Below are 16,831 nucleotides of genomic sequence, written 5' to 3' on the forward strand. Positions count from 1 at the left end.
TTGCGAGCGAAGCGAAACAATCCAGGGCAGCGCGACATCGCCGAGCGTGGCACTCCTGGGTTGCTTCGCTCCGCTCGCAACGTCGGGCTGGATCTCGCAGCCGTATGTCAAAGGCGGATCACGGCACCCTGCCCTACCGCCACCGATCGATGGCCTGCATGCGAAACTGTTTCGCGTCCTGACATGAAAAAGGACGGCGCCGCTGGGCGCCGTCCTGTCTTGGTATCGCGAAGACGGCGGTCGATCAGACCGCGCGAGCCTCGTGCATCGCCCGGATCTGCTCCGGCGTGTAGCCCAGGTCCGCGAGGACCTCGTCGGTGTGCTCGCCGAGCAGCGGCGAGGCCTTCACCTCGACCTTCAGGTCGGAGAACTTGATCGGGCTACCGACGGTCAGGTACTTGCCGAGCTTCGGATGCGCCACCTCGACGACGGTGCCGCTCTCGCGCAGCGACTTGTCCTCGGCGATCTCCTTCATCGACAGCACCGGCGCGCAGGGGATGTCGTAGGTGCGCAGGATGTCGACCGCCTCGAACTTGGTCTTGTCGGCGAGCCACTCCTCGATCGTCTTGAAGATATCGAAGATCTTGTCCTGGCGGGCCCGCGGGGTGTTGTAGCCCGGATCCGTGATCCACTCCTCCTTGCCGAGCGCCTTGCAGATCGGCGCCCAGGCGTGGCCCTGGATCGTGAAGTAGATGTAGGCGTTCGGGTCGGTCTCCCAGCCCTTGCACTTCAGCACCCAGCCCGGCTGGCCGCCGCCGCCCGCATTGCCGCCGCGCGGCACCACGTCGGAGAACTCGCCGTGGGGGTATTGCGGGTACTCCTCGAGGTAGCCCAGCGCGTCGAGGCGCTGCTGGTCGCGCAGCTTCACCCGGCAGAGGTTGATCACCGAGTCCTGCATCGACACGGCGACCTTCTGGCCCTTGCCGGTCTTGTTCTTCTGGTGGAGCGCCGTGAGGATGCCGATCGCGAGGTGCATGCCGGTGTTGGAGTCACCGAGCGCCGCGGCGCTGACAGTGGGCGGCCCGTCCCAGAAGCCCGTGGTCGAGGCGGCACCGCCCGCGCACTGGGCGACGTTCTCGTAAACCTTAAGGTCCTCGTAGTGGTGACCGTCCGAGAAGCCCTTCACCGAGGCGAGGATCATGCCGGGGTTCAGCTCCTGGATGCGCGCCCAGGAGAAGCCCATCCGGTCGAGCGCGCCGGGGCCGAAATTCTCGACCATGACGTCGGAATCCTTGATCAGCTTCTCAAGGACTTCCTTGCCGGCCTGGGTCTTGGTGTCGAGGGTCAGCGAGCGCTTGTTCGAGTTCAGCATCGTGAAGTAGAGCGCGTCCGCGTCCTCGACGTGGCGCAGCTGGGTGCGGGTCACGTCGCCGGCGCCGGGGCGCTCGACCTTGATCACGTCGGCGCCGAACCACGCGAGCAGCTGCGTGCAGGCCGGCCCGGCCTGGACGTGCGTGAAGTCGATGATCTTGATCCCTTCCAACGGCTGGCTCATTGGGCGTTCTCCCTGTGCGGTTTGGTGATCGGGACCTTCGGATCGTTCGGCGGGCTCAAGGTGCCCGGTACGACGGATCCGAGGAGGCTTCGAGTTCGGCCACGCGCTGGCGCAGGCGCTTCTCCTCGGCCCAGCGCTCGGTCTCGTCGCGGATCACCGCGACGATCCCGGTCACTCGGTTGGAGGCGTCCCGCACCATCCCCACCGTGAAGGCGATGGAGAGCTGGCGGCCGTCCTTGTGGATCGCCGGCACCCGCAGGGTCTGTGCCCCGTACCGGGTGACGCCGGTGTGCATGGTCTTCGCGTAGCCATCCCAGTGGCGGCGCCGGTGCCGCTCGGGGGTGATCAGGTCGAGGGTCTCTCCGAGCGCCTCCGCGGCGGTGAATCCGAAGATCCGCTCGGCAGCGGGGTTCCAGACCGTAATCGCACCCTCGGGATCGGCGACCACCACGGCGTCGCCGATCGCCTCCGCGAGGCCGACGGGCTCGCGATCGGATACGGCGGCCGTGCAGGTCGCTGCCTCTGTCATGCGCGGCCTTTCTCCTCACCACCGGAGCTAAAGTTCCGACTTCTCAGCGCCGTATCCCGTTGATGCGCCCCGTCGCTTGGTATTTGGTATGCCATATGCCGCGACACGTCAACGGCGGAGCCGAAGACTGCACTTTCATGCCGGACCAAGTGTAGCGCGCCGGGAGAGCCGCAGCGTGTCTCGCCCGGTGCCGGACGGGTGCTATCGCCTTCTCAGATTTGCCGCTTTCGGCGCGCAGGTACCCGCAAGCCCCGAGGCGCCGGCCAGCGGCTCGGCCGACCTGGAGACCATTTCGGTGATCCGTTTCGAGAAAGTCAGCAAAGTCTACCGCACGGACGGCCATCGGCGGACCATCCTCGAACAGGCCTCCTTCAGCCTGAAGCCGGGCATCTCCTACGGCATCCTCGGCATTAACGGCGCCGGCAAATCCACCACGATGCGGCTGATCGCGGGGACGGAAGACCCGACGCGCGGGAAGATCCACCGTGGGGTGCGGGTCTCCTGGCCCCTCGGCTTCGCCGGCGGCTTCCACCCCAGGATGACCGGACGCGACAACGTCACCTTCGTGGCCCGGATCTACGGTGAGGATCCGCGACGTGTTCTCGACTTCGTGGAGGATTTCTCGGAACTCGGCAGCTATCTGGACGTCCCGATCTACACCTACTCATCCGGCATGGGCGCGCGGCTCGCCTTCGGCATGAGCATGGCGATCCCATTCGACTGCTATCTGATCGACGAGATCACCTCGGTGGGCGATGCCCGCTTCTCAAAGCGCTGCGACGAAGTCTTCTCCCAGCGGCGCAAGCATGCCGACATCATCATGGTCTCGCACTCCATGGAGACGATTCGGCAATGGTGCTCGCAGGGCCTCGTGCTGCTCAATGGGCGCGCGATCGTCTACGAGGATGTCGACGACGCCATCGAGGTCTACCGGCGCCTCAACGCCTGAGGCGTCCCGGGTTTCGGCCGTAAAGACATGCTTTTGCCGTCTCGGCGTGCGACGGGTTTCGGACGCGCGCGCCGCTGTGGGACCGGGTGCCCGGTGATGGGTCGACCTTCATGGCCGGGGAGGCCGGGAATCAAGCCATGAACATGGAGATCCGGAAGGCCGAGGGGCAGCCGGTGACGACCGCGGATCGCCAGCAGGCGATCACCGAATCGTTGCGGCAGATCGCGCGCATGTCGCGCTTCGTCGACCGCAAGAAGGGGATCCGGTCCTTCCAGACCAGCGCCAAGAGCGATCCCTGGATCCCGATCCTGTTCGTGCTCTGCTTCGTGCTGCCGACGCTGGTCGGGGCGGTCTATTTCGGGCTGATTGCCTCGGACCGCTACGTGACCGAGGCGCGCTTTGCCATCCGGCAGGCGATCGGCGCGTCCGAGAAGGGGTCGGGCGGATCGGACACCAGCAGCTCCGACGGTGCAGGACAGATGGTCTCGCAGGACCGGCTGATTACGCGCGAATACATCCTGAGCCGACCGATGTTGGAGACGCTCGAAGCCCAGCTGCCGCTGCGCGCGTGGTTCAGCAGCGACAGCATCGACTATTTCTCGCGGTTCGACGCGGAAAAGCCGATTGAGAAATTTCTCCGCTACTGGAGACGCCGGGTCACCGTCTCCAGCGAACCCTCGTCCGGGATCATGTCGGTCTCCGTCGAGGCCTTCGATCGAGATCAGTCCCTCGCCATCGCCCAGGCTGTCATGAAGGAAGCCGAGCGGATGGTGAATGATCTCACCGTCAAGGCGCGCGCGGACGCGGTCGCGGAAAGCACGCGGGAGCTGGCGCTTGCCGGGGAGCAGATGAGCAGGATCCGCCTTGCGATGCGGGACCTTCGGAACCGCCAGGGAGTCGTCGACGCGCAGAAGGCCAACGACGTCAATCTCAAGATCATCGCGGAACTGCGGGCCTCCCGCATCACTCTGGCCAGCCAGCTTGCGATCGGCCAGCGCGATCTCGGCCCGGACTCCCGGCGGATCTTGGACTTCAAGCAGCAGATCAAGGATCTCGACGACAACATCGCGCGGATCGAGCGGCAATCCGCCGGCTCGGATCCGGAGCAGAAACAGCTCCTCTCCAACGCACTGATCCGTTTCGAGGCGCTGGAGAACGATCGCAAGAATGCCGAGAAGTATTACCAGCAGGTGCTGATGGCCTCCGAGCGCGCCCGCATCATCGCGGCACGGCAGATCGAGTTCTTCAGCCCGATCGTGCAGCCCGTGAGAGCGGAATCCGCTCTCGAGCCGCGGCGGATGCTGATGATCTCCCTGATCACCCTCGGTTCGGGGATCCTGTTCGGTGCGGCGATGTTCGCCCGCAAGATGATGGCCTGAGGCCGGGCTCCGGCGGCGAACGTGACGCTCAGCGGTCCGTGCCGACCGGTGCGCGCGATCCCTCGGCCGTCGGTCCGACCGTTCCGCCGGTCCAGCCTTGCGCCCGCCAGCCTTCCACGCGCTCGTCGAGATCGATCGAGTCCCCCTGGTCGAGCAAGGTCAGCACGCGCTCGGCCCGGCTCTCGTCGGCCCGCACCGTCACCAGCGTGCCGCCGCGCCGGACGCCCTCGGCGTAGGTCTCGGCCTCCCCTTCGCTGAGCCCCGCGCCGGTGAGGCCCCCGATCAGCCCGCCGGCCGCGGCACCGACCCCGGCGCCGGTCGCCGCCGCGACCAGCCAGCCCGCGGCGACCACGGGGCCGAGACCCGGGATCGCCAGGAGCCCGAGGCCGGCAAGCAGGCCCGCACCGCCCCCCAGCACCGTGCCGACCGTCGCGCCGGTGCCGGCGCCGTCCGCGGCATCGGCGGGATGACGTGCGGACCCGCCCGCCACAGGGGCGGCCGCGTCGGATCCGGGCCGATTCGCGATGATGCTGATATCGGCATGCGGGATGCCGGCCGCTTCGAGGTCGTCGACCACCCGCGCTGCGGCCTCGTACTCGTCGAACAGGGCGGTCAGGACGCGGACGGTCATAGCGGTCTCCCGAAGCCTCGGGCCTGTGCCCGCATGCATGGCGACAACGCGCACCGGCACGCGCGTGCCGGCCCGGCACGGTGCGGCTGCCGACCGGTCAAGCGGCGGGGCCGGGCGCGGTTCCCTCCGGCGACTCGGCCTTTCTTAACGCGCCGCTAACCTTCTGCCCGGCAGATCTTGCCGAGTGCGCGCGTGGAGTGCCTTCCCGGCGGACGGCAACGGATGGCAGTGATGGCGGAGACGGCGAGCGCGCCGGCACGGATTGGAGCGGCCGCGGCGCTCGGACAGTTCACGCTGCCGACGCGCGGCGACATCCAGGCGCTGTCGAAACGGTCGGACCTGCTGTTCGCCACCGGCGTCATGGGCATCCTGGCGGTCCTCATCTTCCCGCTGCCGGCGATCCTGCTCGACCTGCTCCTGGCCGTGTCGATCATCCTGTCCGTGCTGATCATGATGACCGGCCTGTCGATCGACAACCCGCTCGAATTCACCGTCTTCCCGACGCTGCTGCTCATCGCCACGATGCTGCGGCTCGCACTCAACCTCGCCTCGACCCGGCTGATCCTCGGCCACGGTCACGAGGGCACGGCGGCGGCCGGCCACGTGATCGAGGCCTTCGGCCATTTCGTTATGGGTGGCAATTTCGTCATCGGGATCATCGTGTTCGCGATCCTGATCATCGTGAACTTCGTGGTCATCACGAAGGGTTCGGGCCGCATCGCCGAGGTCGCGGCCCGCTTCACCCTCGACGCCATGCCGGGCAAGCAGATGGCGATCGATGCCGATCTCTCGGCGGGCCTGATCGACGAGAAGGCCGCCAAGGCCCGGCGCGCGGCGCTCGAGGAGGAATCGTCCTTCTTCGGCGCGATGGACGGCGCCTCGAAGTTCGTGCGCGGCGACGCGGTGGCCGCCTTGCTGATCACCTTCATCAACGTGGTCGGCGGAATCATCATCGGCGTGGCGCAGCAGGGCCTGAGCTTCGGCGAAGCGGCCAAGAGCTACACGCTGCTCACCATCGGCGACGGGCTGGCGAGCCAAGTGCCGGCGCTGATCGTCTCGACGGCCGCGGGCCTGCTGGTCTCGAAGGCCGGCGTGCGGGGTGCGGCCGACAAGGCGCTCGGCAAGCAGCTCGCGCATTATCCGAAGGCGCTCGGCATGTCGGCGGCCGTCATGCTGCTGATCGCCCTGCTGCCGGGCATGCCGATGCTGCCATTCCTGCTGCTGGGCGGCGGCGCGGGCTACGCCGCATGGCGCATCAACAAGAATGCCAAGGAGGCCCCTCCCCTCGACGCGCAGGGCGTCCCGATGGACGCGACCGCGGTGGCGGCCGCCGCCGCCGCCAAGGAAGAGACGGTCTCGGACCTCCTGAAGCTCGACGACCTCAAGCTCGAGATGGGCTACGCGCTCCTCGCGCTGGTCAACGGCGAGGGTCAGGACAGGCTCACCGACCAGATCAAGGCCCTGCGCCGGCAGCTCGCGGCGGAACTCGGCTTCGTGATGCCGTCCGTGCGCATCCTCGACAACGTCCAGCTCGACGCCAACAGCTACGTGGTCCGGGTCAAGGAGATCGAGGCCGGGACGGGCCGGATCTTCCCCGGCCAGTTCATGGCGATGGACCCGATGGGCGGTCAGGTCCAGCTGCCCGGTCAGCACATGCTGGAGCCGACCTTCGGCCTGCCGGCGACCTGGATCGACGCGGCGCTTCGCGATCAGGCGCAGCTCAAGGGCTACACGGTTGTCGACGCCGCCACCGTGGTCTCGACCCACCTCACCGAGGTCATCAAGGCGCACGTCTCGGAACTCCTCAACCACGTCGAGGTCTCGAAGCTGCTGCGCGAGCTGCCCAAGGAGCACGCCGAGCTGCTCAAGGAGATCGTGCCCTCGCAGATCTCCACGACCGGCATCCAGCGGGTGTTGCAGTTCCTCCTGGCCGAGCGCGTTTCGATCCGCGACCTCGGGGCGATCGTGGAGGCGGTCGCGGAGGTCGCGGGCGGTGTGAAGAACCCGCGCGATGTGGTCGAGCATGTCCGCGCCCGTCTCGGACGGCAGATCTGCGCGCAGTATCAGGATCAGAACGGCACCCTGCCGATCATCACGCTGTCACCGGCCTGGGAGCAGGCCTTCATGGAGTCGATCGTCGGCGAGCGCGAGGAGCGCTACCTCGCGATGCAGCCGTCGAAACTCAGCGAGTTCGTCAACGCCGTGCGCGACCGCTTCGAGTCGGCGGCCCGCCAGGGCGAGATGCCGGTGCTCGTCACCTCGGCCCAGACCCGGCCGTTCGTGCGCTCGATCATCGAGCGCTTCCGACGCGAGACACCGGTGATGAGCCAAGCCGAGATCCATCCGCGGGCGCGGCTCCGGACGGTGAGCTCGATCTGAGCGCGCCGCATCACGGCCTAGAGTGATCGAAGCGCGGATGGTTCGCGGCTACGCCCTGAGACGTTAGCCCCGACCCTGAATGCCTGCCCGTCATTCCGGGGCCGCCCAGCGGAGCCCGGAATCCAGACACGCAGGTCGATCAGGATCAGGAGCGTCGGCGGCTCTGGATTGCCCGCCTCCCGGCGTGCCCCTCCGGGTCCGGGCTCGCCAACGGTGCCCCGGAAAAACGAGTCGGCTTAGCTTACAAAAGGCTCAGTGACAGCGCCGGCCGCCTCACACCGCCTTCTGCTTGAGCTCCCGCTCCAGCTCGTGCGCGTTGAGACCCGGCACGATCACCGGCGGCTCCGGCACGGCGGACGCCTTCGATTCGTGGGCGGCCGAGCCGATCGCGGCGGCCAGCCGAGACCGCTCGAAGGCGATCACGACCGCCACCGAGACGAGGGCGGGAATCCAGAAATAGAAGATCCGGAAGATGATCACCGCCGCGATGATCGCGTCCTTCTGGGCCTCGTCGGTGATGTGCATCGCGGTGATGAACACGATCTCGAACACGCCGAGGCCGCCCGGGGCGTGCGAGGCCAGCGCGACCGAGAACGAGGCGAGGAAGATCGCCAGGACCGGGATGAAGCCCGGGTTCATCGCCTCCGGCAGGGCGAAGTAGATGATGCCGGCGGCGCCCAGCAGTTCCAGAGGCGCAGCCAGAAGCTGACGGCCCATGATGGCCGGCCGGGGATACTCGAGCTTGAACGAGCGGATGTGAAGCGGACGCAGATGCAGGATCGAGCCGACCACGTAGAGGCCGACGAAGCCCAGCATGCCGATGCCGACGATCAGCGCGGTCTTGGGATCGGTCAGGAAGCCCGGCAGCCGGCCTTCGAGGCGGGTCAGCAGGTGCGGATCGACCACCAGCGTGAAGCCGCCGAGCAGGATCGTGCCGAGAAAGAAGGTGAACGAGCAGAGGGCCACCAGCACGGCCACCTGCGCGGCCGTCAATCCTTTGGCGGTGTAGGCCCGATAGCGCACGAGGGCGCCGGAGAAGACCGAGGCGCCGATATTGTGCGAGAGCGCGTAGGTGGTGAAGGAGCAGAGCGAGACGAACAGCCACGAGATGTGGCGGATGCCCAGGTGCAGCAGGGCGATGCGGTCGTACCAGGCGAGCGCCCCGTAGGCGACCAGGGTCGAGAACGCCGCGAGCAGGATCCGGTGCGGCGGGATCGCCAGGATTGCGGCCCAAATCGCGGACAGCGAGGTCGTCTTCAGCTCCTGGTAGAGGAAGTAGCCCGACACGACGACGGCCGCGAGGCCGATCAAAGGCCAGATGAACTCGCTGATCTTCTTCATGAACACCGACGCCCCGGGGAAGAGCCCCCTGATGCGCCGGCACGCGACGCGCTGCAAGCGGCCTGAATACCACCCCGATCCCCCTTGTCAGGTGATCGTGACGGTTTCGTGCCGCGCGGCGCTCAAGCCGGGCGGCCGGTCTCCCGGCGTCAGCCCCGGGCGCGATTGAGGCCGATGCCGTCCATCGCGGCCTGATCCCGGGCCGATTCGGCGGCCCGCTCGGCCGTCCGCTCGCGGTCGTTCAGGATCTCGACCTTCTTCAGTTCCTCGAAGGCCTCGCCCAGCTCTGCCTTCGCCTCGGCGAGCTGGCCCTCCAGCGCCTGCGCCGACTGGAGCATGTTCTCCCGCCGGGTGGCCGCCGCGCGGGCGTAGGTCGGGTAGGCGAAGTGACCGACGTCGGTGATGCCGGCGCGCGCCTCCTCGACGGCGACCTCGCGGGCGAGCTCCACCGCCATGCGCTGGAAGTCGGCCATCATCATCTCGATCTGGGTCACGCGCCGGCGCTTCTCGTCGACCTGGAAGCGGCGCAGGCGTATCAGCGTGTCACGCGATTTCATCAGGACGCTCACTCCACGCAACGCTTGAGCCCGCGCCTCGGATCATGCCCGGGCCGTGCCCTTAGGCCCCGCCGACAATCTGGCCGAGCCGTGCGTAACCATCGCCGATGGACGTTGCTTCTTCCTTACCCTGCCCCAGAAAAGCCTCAAGCTGGGGCATGAGCGCCACGGCCTCGTCGACCTCCTGGGACGAGCCCGCCCGGTAGGCGCCCAGCCGGATCAGCTCCTCCATGTCGGCGTAGGTCGAGAGCACCCGCCGGGCCCGGCGGACCACCGGCAGGTAGGCCGGATCGCAGGAGCGGGGCATGGTCCGGGAGACCGAGCGCAGCACGTTGATCGCCGGGTAGCGCCCGCGCTCCGCGATGGCCCGCTCCATGACGATGTGACCGTCGAGAATGCCGCGCACCGCGTCGGCTACCGGCTCGTTGTGGTCGTCGCCCTCCACCAGCACGGTGAACAGGGCCGAGATCGTCCCCTGCCCCACGCCCGGCCCCGCGCGCTCCAGCAGGCGCGGCAGCTCGGAGAACACGGTCGGGGTGTAGCCCTTGGCGGTCGGCGGCTCGCCGGCGGCGAGGCCGATGTCGCGCTGGGCCATGGCGAAGCGCGTGATCGAATCGATCATGCACAGCACCTTCGCGCCCTGGTCGCGGAAATGCTCGGCGACCGACAGGGTCACGTAGGCGGCGTTGCGGCGCATGAGCGCCGGCTCGTCCGAGGTCGCCACCACGACCACGGAGCGGGCGAGCCCGGCGGCGCCGAGGTCGTCCTGCAGGAATTCCTGGACCTCGCGGCCGCGCTCGCCCACGAGCCCGATCACCGCCACGTCGGCCGCCGTGTACCGGGCCAGCATGGAGAGCAGCACCGACTTGCCGACGCCCGAGCCCGCGAAGATACCCATCCGCTGGCCGGCGCACATGGTCAGGAAGGTGTTGATGCACCGGACGCCGAGATCGAGCGGGCCGCCGACCCGGGTCCGGGCATGGGCGGGCGGCGGATCGGCCCGGAGCGAATAGACATCCGGCCCCTGCGGCAGCGGCCCGAGCCCGTCGACCGGACGACCCAGAGCGTCGACCACCCGTCCCAGCCAGCCGGCGGACGGACGGATCGCGCCGGCTGATTCGTCGCGCACGTAGGCCGGGCAGCCGCGCCGCACGCCGTCCAGGGACCCGAACGGCATGGCCAGCGCCCGGTCCCCCTGGAAGCCGATGATCTCGCACGGCACCAGCCCGAGGCCGTTCGCACCCTCGACGTCGATCCGTCCGCCCAGCCGCATCGCCGCCACGGGGCCGGCGACCTCCACCAGCAGGCCGCGGATCGCCACGACACGGCCGAACGTCTCGAGCACCTCGACGCGCTCCAGGGCCGCCCGCGCGGCGGCGAGGGACGCAATGGATCTTGCCGAATCCTGTGTCATCGGCCTCGCTCTCAACGCTTCGTTTACCGGCCTCCTTAACACTGCGCTTCACGGGCTCGTAGCGGCTCGATCCGGGGCTCGACGACAGCCGAGTTCAACGAAACCGTGCGCTGTGTCCGAAGGACCACAGCGGGGATCGAATCGTTACGGAAGAAGTACTTACGCCGGAGGTTGCAGGCGGCCTGGACGCGAGCGGATTGGAATCACGAACCGGAGCAGGAGGGGAGAAACGCAGTTTCTCCTGTCAAGCTCGCGGAAGTGCGAACAAGACGCTTGCGGGTGGGAATCAGGTTTTGTTAACGATTAATCCATAGCGTTCCACGTCAAGAGCGGCGGAGCGCCCGTCCACAGGCCGGTGGCGGGCGAGCGATAGGGACGTGTCTGCGCGCTGATGCGGCCGGCGGGGCTGGGGACCGACGATGCGGGTACTTTTGATCGAGGACGACAGCGCGACCGCGCAGAGCATCGAGCTGATGCTCAAGTCCGAGAACTTCAACACCTACACCACCGACCTCGGGGAAGAGGGTGTCGATCTCGGTAAGCTCTACGATTACGACATCATCCTCCTCGATCTGAACCTGCCCGATATGTCGGGCTACGAGGTGCTGCGCTCGCTGCGCGTGGCCAAGGTGAAAACCCCGATCCTGATCCTGTCCGGCATGGCCGGCATCGAGGACAAGGTGAAGGGCCTCGGCTTCGGTGCCGACGACTACCTGACCAAGCCGTTCCACAAGGACGAGCTGGTGGCGCGGATCCACGCCATCGTGCGCCGCTCGAAGGGCCACGCCCAGTCGGTGATCACCACCGGCGACCTGATCGTGAACCTCGACCAGAAGACCGTCGAGGTCGGCGGCGCCCGGGTGCACCTCACGGGCAAGGAGTACCAGATGCTGGAACTCCTCTCGCTGCGGAAGGGCACGACGCTCACCAAGGAGATGTTCCTCAACCATCTCTACGGCGGCATGGACGAGCCCGAGCTGAAGATCATCGACGTGTTCATCTGCAAGCTGCGCAAGAAGCTGGCGAATGCCAGCCAGGGCAAGAACTACATCGAGACCGTCTGGGGCCGCGGCTACGTGCTGCGCGAGCCGATGGACGGCGAGGAGCGGATGGCGGTCTGATCCGCCCTCCAGTTCCGGTTCTGAAAAACCCCGTGCGGCCCGGCCGCGCGGGGTTTTCGCGTTTCCGGGGGCGCGCCCGTCAGCGCGCGATGCGGCGTATCCCGACAGATCCCCTCATCCTGAAGTGCGAGCGCAGCAAGCCTCGAAGGAGGGCTCCAGCCAGCCGCGCGATCCCTGGAGGTCTCCTTCGAGGCCTCCGCTGCGCTCCGGCACCTCAGGATGAGGGGATCGTTTGGAACGGCCGACGCTTCACCGCTGGCTGGAAAAGACCTGCGCCGCGGGGGCGATCACCACGTAGGCGCCGCAGGGCGCCGCCCGGCTGATCACCGCGCTGGCGACGCCCCAGACATAGGCGCCGCCGCGATCCTGCGCGACGACCGGACCGCCGGAATCGCCGAAGCAGATCCGGGCGCCGTTCGCCCGGGCGATCGTCAGGCCGGTGCTGCTGGCCGCCACCGGCGTCAGCGTCGCGGTGCGCAGCCGCCCGACCATGCGTCCGGACAGCCCGGCCCCGGCGATCCGCAGGCTCTTCGGGACCCGCCGCGGATCGGCGGCCAGGGGCACGGGGCGCCGGCCTTTCACCGGCTCGGACAGGCGCAGCACCGCGAGATCGAGGGAGAGATCCGAGAGGCTGACGCCGGACGCGTCGTTCGGCAGCATCTCGCCCGGATCCGGGCTGTAGCGCGCCGCGACGCGCGCACCGTAGACCGGCCGCGCCGGCTCGGTGCCGCGGAAGAACACCACCAGCGCGCCGAGGGGATCGCCGTTCACGCAATGCGCCGCCGTGAGCACGAGGTCGGGGGCGATCAGGACGCCGGAGCAGCGGGTGAGCTGCAGCGCCTCCTCGGGCCGGGTGATCGTGCCGATGGCGACGGTGGCTTGGGCCAGCGCATCGCGGCCCGCGGGCGCGCCGCCATCGATCGCCAGCGCCGGCCCGGCCAGCCCCAAACCGAGCGCCAAGGCCGATAAGGCGCCGGCGCGACGTGCTCCGATGGTCCCGAAGATGCTCACGTGCTGGTCTCTCCCGGCGAACGGCCCCCGCCGTGACAGATGCGCCCCGCGAAGCGTGGCGCAAGCGGGCGCGAGGACGCGGAGACCGTCACGTCCGCGTCATCGAGACCGATCCGGTGCTCAGCGCGCCACCGTCCAGGTGGTCGTGCCGTCCTTGTTGTCCTTCACGGCGACGCCCATCGCGGCGAGCGCATCGCGCGCGCGGTCGGAGGCGGCCCAGTCCTTGGCGGCCCGGGCCGCACGGCGCTCGGCGATCAGCGCCTCGACCGCCCCGACGTCGACCCCGGAGGCCGCGACCTGTGCCTGCTCGCGGTCGCTGCGCGTGCGCGTCAGCAAGCCGAGCAGGTTGGCGCCGGCCCGCAGGGCACCGGGCTGCGCCTCGGGACCGCCGCTCAGGCGGTGCAGCTCGTTGATCGCCGCCGGCGTGTTGAGATCGTCGCAGAGCGCCTCGACCACCCCGTCGGGGACGTCGCGCGCGACGGCCGCGTCGCCGGCGGCGTTGTACCAGCGGTCGAGCACGCGGCTCGACTCCTCCAGGCCGCGCAGGGTCCAGTCGATCGGCTGCCGGTACTGCGTCTTGAGCATCGTCAGCCGTACGACCTCGCCCGGCCAGTCCTTCAGCACGTCGCGGATGGTGATGAAGTTGCCGAGCGACTTCGACATCTTCTCGCCCTCCACCTGGAGGAAGCCGTTGTGCAGCCAGACATTGGCCATCACCGGCGTGCCGAAGCAGCAGCGGGACTGCGCCACCTCGTTCTCGTGGTGGGGAAAGATCAGGTCGATGCCGCCCGCGTGGATGTCGAAGGTCCTGCCCAGGTGCTTCGCCGACATGGCCGAGCACTCGATGTGCCAGCCCGGGCGCCCGGGCGCCGCGATGCCGGCGGGCGACGGCCAGGACGGCTCGCCGGGCTTGGCGGGCTTCCACAGCACGAAGTCGAGGGGTGACCGCTTGTAGGGCGCGACCTCGACCCGGGCGCCGGCCTCCATCTCGTCCAGCGGCCGCTTGGACAGGCCGCCGTAATCGGGCATCGACGGCACGTCGAACAGGACATGGTCCGCCGCCACGTAGGCGTGGCCGGACCGGACCAGCGCGTCGATCATCGCCACCATCTCGACGATGTGGTCGGTGGCCCGGGGCTCGACGAAGCGGGGGCGCTCGCCAGCGACGTTGACGTCGTCGGGCATGAGCACGCCGAGGTCGCGCACATCCGTGTGAAACTGCGCCAGCGTCCCGTCGGTGAGTTCGCGGATGGTGATGCCGCGCTCGGCGGCCCGGGCGTTGATCTTGTCGTCGACGTCCGTGACGTTGCGGGCGTAGGTGACGTGCGCCGGCCCGTAGAGGTGGCGCAGCAGCCGGAACAGCAGGTCGAAGACGATGATCGGCCGGGCGTTGCCGATATGGGCCGCATCGTAGACGGTCGGGCCGCAGGCGTAGATCCGGACATGGTCGGGATCGATCGGCGCGAAGCTCTCCTTGGCGCCGGTCAGCGTGTTGTAGAGCCGCAACATCGGCGCCATGAAACCCATCCCCCTCCCGGCGCCGCGGACGACGTCCGGCTTGGCGCCGTGGCCGGAAAACCGGCCCTGCCTTCAACAACCTGCGGGCCCCGCGCGGCGAAGAACGGCCGAAACGTGGCACCGCCTCCGGTCCCGGCCCAGCATCCTGTTGCATTGCCGCGACGGCGCGGCCCGCCCGATGGGGCTAACCCAAAAGCGTGAGGAATTCGAGAAGGTCTTCGCGCCGCCCGGGTAAGGCTTCCTTAACCGCGCCGTCGGACCGTTCGGACAGCGATCCTCACGCCACAGATCCTGTGCTTAGGGACATTTCATGCCACGCTCGGCCGCCGGTTATTTCGTCCTCGCCACCGCACTCGCCTGCGCGGGCCTGACGCATGTCGCGCTGGCCGGCACGGACGGCGAGACGCCCGCGAAGGCGCCGGCCCATGTCGAGAAGACCTTCCTGATCCCGTCGAGCGACGGCTACGGCGTCGGCGAATGCCTGACGACGCCCGGCAGCGACTGCGGCCAGGTCGTGGCCAACGCGTGGTGCGAGGCCCAGGGCTACGCTGCCGCCAATTCCTACGGCGTCGCCGCCGCCGACGAATATACCGGCGCCATCAGCCAGGCTGTCCCGACCCCGTCCGAGCGCCCGATCCGCATCACCTGCCAGGACTGAGCCTGGCAGGGCTGAGCCCGCCAGGATCCCGAGCGCCGGGCGCGCCCTATTTCACGGCGTCCGCGCATTTCGGCGCCGGCTCCGTGCCCCAGGGCGCCAGCGGCACCGCCGACGTCGAGTTCTTCGGCGAGCCCTGAATGACCTTGTCCGAGTAGACCATGTAGATCAGCGCGTTGCGCTTCACGTCGCAGCCGCGCACGATCTGCATCGACTTGAAGATCAGCGAGCGGCGCTCGCTGAACACCACCTCGCCCTGGTTGAGCTTGCCCTTGAAGGCGATCGGCCCGGTCTGGCGGCAGGCCAGCGAGATGTCCGAGACGTCCTCGGCAAGCCCCAGCGTGCCCTTGATCCCGCCCTTCTCGGGCTGCGTATACCAGCAGGCCACCCCAGCGACCGCCGGATCATCGACGCCGTAGACGACCAGCTTGTCGTTGGGCGTCAGCGGGCGCCAGACGGTCGACTTGTCGAAAATCCGGTCCGGCTCCTGGGCCGCCGCGGGTCCGGCCGCAGCCAGACCGAGGGCCACGAGGCCAACATAGGTGAGACTCTGAAACCACATCGCCGGCCAATTCCCCCTCAAGCTTGCCGGCGGGATGTAGGAGGGGTGTCGTGGTCTTGCGAGGGGGCATAGAATGGCTCCGCTTCGGCCCCGAAGCGCGGATGCGCGCACGCCTAGAATTCTTCGGAGCGCCGCGCACCCGATCAACGCGATGCTGCCAATGCCTCACCGTCCGATCGTCCGTTCGCTCGGCCGCCTCACCCTGAGCGCGGCCCTCGCCCTCGGACTGTCCAGCACGCTTCTGCAGACCGCCGGCGCGCAGGAAGGCCCAGCCGCGGCGCCCGCCGCCGAGGTTAAGCCTGCGCCGCAGCTGCCGTCGCCCCAGTGCCGCCGCTACCGGGCCGAGCTCGCCGCGCTCCAGAGCGGCGCCAGCACGACGCGCGCGCTCAACGACGAGATCGGCCGGCTCGAGGCCTATTTCCGCGGCCTCAACTGCGAGGGCGGCAAGTTCCTGTTCTTCGATACCCGGCCGCCGCAATGCGGGGCCGTGGAGCAGCGCATCCGTGCCCTGAAGGCCACTTATGGCGGCGCGGTGATCGACGACAGCGGCGTCCGCCGGCGCGAGCTGCAGGGGCTCGTGGCCTCCACCTGCCCGGCGCGGGAGACCTATGCCGGCACGGGCGAATCCTACGCCAAGGGCGGTCCGCAGATGGTCTGCGTGCGGACCTGCGACGGCGGCTTCTTCCCGATGAAGAACCTGCCCGAGGGGCGCGGCGGTGCCGACGAGATGTGCCAGGCGCTCTGCCCCGGGACCGAGGCGCAGGCCTATTCCATGCCGTACGGCGACGAGGCCCTGAAGCACGCCGCCTCGGTGAAGGGCAGCCGCGCCTACGCGAGCCTCGCCAACGCCTTCAAGTTCCGCAAGGAATTCGTCCCGAACTGCTCCTGCAAGCCCGCCAACCAGACCTGGGCGCAGTCGCTGGTCAAAGCCGAGAGCATGCTGGTCCGGCACAAGGGCGACATCTTCGTGACGCCGATGCAGGCCGAGGCGCTGTCCCGGCCGAAGGTCCGCCTGACCCTGGTCGGCCGGGCCGACCGGACCGCGGCGGAGCTCGCCGCCGACGCCGCCGGCCGCGCGGGAGTCGACACGAAAGCCGGCCTGGCACCGGACGAGGCCGGGAAGGGCGAGGCGCCGAAGGTCGAGGCGGCCAAGACCGATCACGTTGCCGTGCGCATCATCGCGCCGGACGTCGTCGCGGTGCCGCAGCGCCTCACGCCCTGAGGCCGCCCCCGCCGATGCGCGGGGGAACCAAACGGCGCGTCCCGGGTTCGGCTCGTCCTGAACCGACT

Annotated in this window: 17 protein-coding genes; 7 read left to right on the plus strand and 10 right to left on the minus strand. The window is 68.8% G+C overall.

The genetic code is table 11. The annotated features are described in order from the left end of the window. Positions 1-244: 244 nt before the first annotated feature. Positions 245-1,495, minus strand: coding sequence for a formyl-CoA transferase (gene frc / locus AC3WSN_RS17375; protein WP_192708059.1), 1,251 nt, complete (start codon positions 1,493-1,495; stop codon positions 245-247). A gap of 55 nt (positions 1,496-1,550) precedes the next feature. Further along, positions 1,551-2,024, minus strand: a complete 474-nt coding sequence (locus tag AC3WSN_RS17380; RefSeq protein ID WP_492539611.1) for a PAS domain-containing protein — start codon at positions 2,022-2,024, stop codon at positions 1,551-1,553. A gap of 295 nt (positions 2,025-2,319) precedes the next feature. On the opposite strand from AC3WSN_RS17380, the gene AC3WSN_RS17385 reads away from it, so the two are divergent. Then, entirely contained in the window at positions 2,320-2,973 is a 654-nt protein-coding gene (locus AC3WSN_RS17385) for an ABC transporter ATP-binding protein (protein ID WP_238196113.1), read from the plus strand. 130 nt (positions 2,974-3,103) lie between these two features. On the opposite strand, the gene AC3WSN_RS17390 is transcribed toward AC3WSN_RS17385, so the two are convergent. After that, the gene (locus tag AC3WSN_RS17390; protein ID WP_283214841.1) at positions 3,104-3,226 is read right to left on the minus strand and encodes a hypothetical protein; all 123 of its coding nucleotides are present in this window, start codon (positions 3,224-3,226) and stop codon (positions 3,104-3,106) included. Between the two features lie 73 nt (positions 3,227-3,299). Here AC3WSN_RS17390 and AC3WSN_RS17395 point away from each other — a divergent pair, with 73 nt between their 5' ends. Continuing rightward, positions 3,300-4,352: a KpsE/RkpR family capsule polysaccharide export protein gene (locus tag AC3WSN_RS17395; protein WP_492539614.1), complete on the plus strand. Its 1,053-nt coding sequence runs from the start codon at positions 3,300-3,302 to the stop codon at positions 4,350-4,352. A gap of 28 nt (positions 4,353-4,380) precedes the next feature. On the opposite strand, the gene AC3WSN_RS17400 is transcribed toward AC3WSN_RS17395, so the two are convergent. Next, a complete protein-coding gene (locus AC3WSN_RS17400; RefSeq protein WP_492539616.1) occupies positions 4,381-4,983 on the minus strand; it encodes a hypothetical protein in 603 nt (200 codons plus the stop codon). A 231-nt stretch (positions 4,984-5,214) separates the two neighbouring features. On the opposite strand from AC3WSN_RS17400, the gene flhA reads away from it, so the two are divergent. Further along, a complete protein-coding gene (flhA, locus tag AC3WSN_RS17405; protein ID WP_192708055.1) occupies positions 5,215-7,362 on the plus strand; it encodes a flagellar biosynthesis protein FlhA in 2,148 nt (715 codons plus the stop codon). Between the two features lie 273 nt (positions 7,363-7,635). Here the strand turns inward: flhA and AC3WSN_RS17410 are convergent, their stop codons facing one another. After that, entirely contained in the window at positions 7,636-8,703 is a 1,068-nt protein-coding gene (locus AC3WSN_RS17410; protein WP_192708054.1) for a lysylphosphatidylglycerol synthase domain-containing protein, read from the minus strand. On the opposite strand from AC3WSN_RS17410, the gene AC3WSN_RS17415 reads away from it, so the two are divergent. Then, positions 8,681-8,872, plus strand: a complete 192-nt coding sequence (locus AC3WSN_RS17415) for a hypothetical protein (RefSeq protein WP_492539618.1) — start codon at positions 8,681-8,683, stop codon at positions 8,870-8,872. The genes AC3WSN_RS17410 and AC3WSN_RS17415 overlap by 23 nt on opposite strands. Here AC3WSN_RS17415 and fliJ read toward each other — a convergent pair. Both fliJ and fliI read right to left on the minus strand, forming a co-directional pair. Further along, on the minus strand, positions 8,853-9,260 hold the full coding sequence (gene fliJ, locus AC3WSN_RS17420; protein ID WP_192708053.1) for a flagellar export protein FliJ: 408 nt from the start codon (positions 9,258-9,260) through the stop codon (positions 8,853-8,855). The genes AC3WSN_RS17415 and fliJ overlap by 20 nt on opposite strands. A gap of 61 nt (positions 9,261-9,321) precedes the next feature. Next, on the minus strand, positions 9,322-10,674 hold the full coding sequence (gene fliI / locus AC3WSN_RS17425) for a flagellar protein export ATPase FliI (RefSeq protein ID WP_192708052.1): 1,353 nt from the start codon (positions 10,672-10,674) through the stop codon (positions 9,322-9,324). Positions 10,675-11,093: 419 nt separating this feature from the next. On the opposite strand from fliI, the gene ctrA reads away from it, so the two are divergent. Then, on the plus strand, positions 11,094-11,795 hold the full coding sequence (ctrA, locus tag AC3WSN_RS17430; protein ID WP_010683835.1) for a response regulator transcription factor CtrA: 702 nt from the start codon (positions 11,094-11,096) through the stop codon (positions 11,793-11,795). Positions 11,796-12,044: 249 nt separating this feature from the next. Here the strand turns inward: ctrA and AC3WSN_RS17435 are convergent, their stop codons facing one another. Beyond that, the gene (locus tag AC3WSN_RS17435) at positions 12,045-12,806 is read right to left on the minus strand and encodes a trypsin-like serine protease (RefSeq protein WP_492539622.1); all 762 of its coding nucleotides are present in this window, start codon (positions 12,804-12,806) and stop codon (positions 12,045-12,047) included. Between the two features lie 120 nt (positions 12,807-12,926). Next, on the minus strand, positions 12,927-14,324 hold the full coding sequence (gene cysS, locus AC3WSN_RS17440; RefSeq protein WP_492539624.1) for a cysteine--tRNA ligase: 1,398 nt from the start codon (positions 14,322-14,324) through the stop codon (positions 12,927-12,929). 310 nt (positions 14,325-14,634) lie between these two features. Here cysS and AC3WSN_RS17445 point away from each other — a divergent pair, with 310 nt between their 5' ends. Next, entirely contained in the window at positions 14,635-14,982 is a 348-nt protein-coding gene (locus AC3WSN_RS17445; protein WP_192708049.1) for a hypothetical protein, read from the plus strand. Positions 14,983-15,028: 46 nt separating this feature from the next. Here AC3WSN_RS17445 and AC3WSN_RS17450 read toward each other — a convergent pair whose 3' ends face one another. Then, entirely contained in the window at positions 15,029-15,541 is a 513-nt protein-coding gene (locus AC3WSN_RS17450; RefSeq protein WP_192708048.1) for a CreA family protein, read from the minus strand. Positions 15,542-15,701: 160 nt separating this feature from the next. On the opposite strand from AC3WSN_RS17450, the gene AC3WSN_RS17455 reads away from it, so the two are divergent. After that, positions 15,702-16,763: a DUF2865 domain-containing protein gene (locus AC3WSN_RS17455; protein WP_492539626.1), complete on the plus strand. Its 1,062-nt coding sequence runs from the start codon at positions 15,702-15,704 to the stop codon at positions 16,761-16,763. Positions 16,764-16,831 lie beyond the last annotated feature (68 nt).

This window comes from Methylobacterium sp. FW102-HT35C08, from assembly GCF_058790235.1.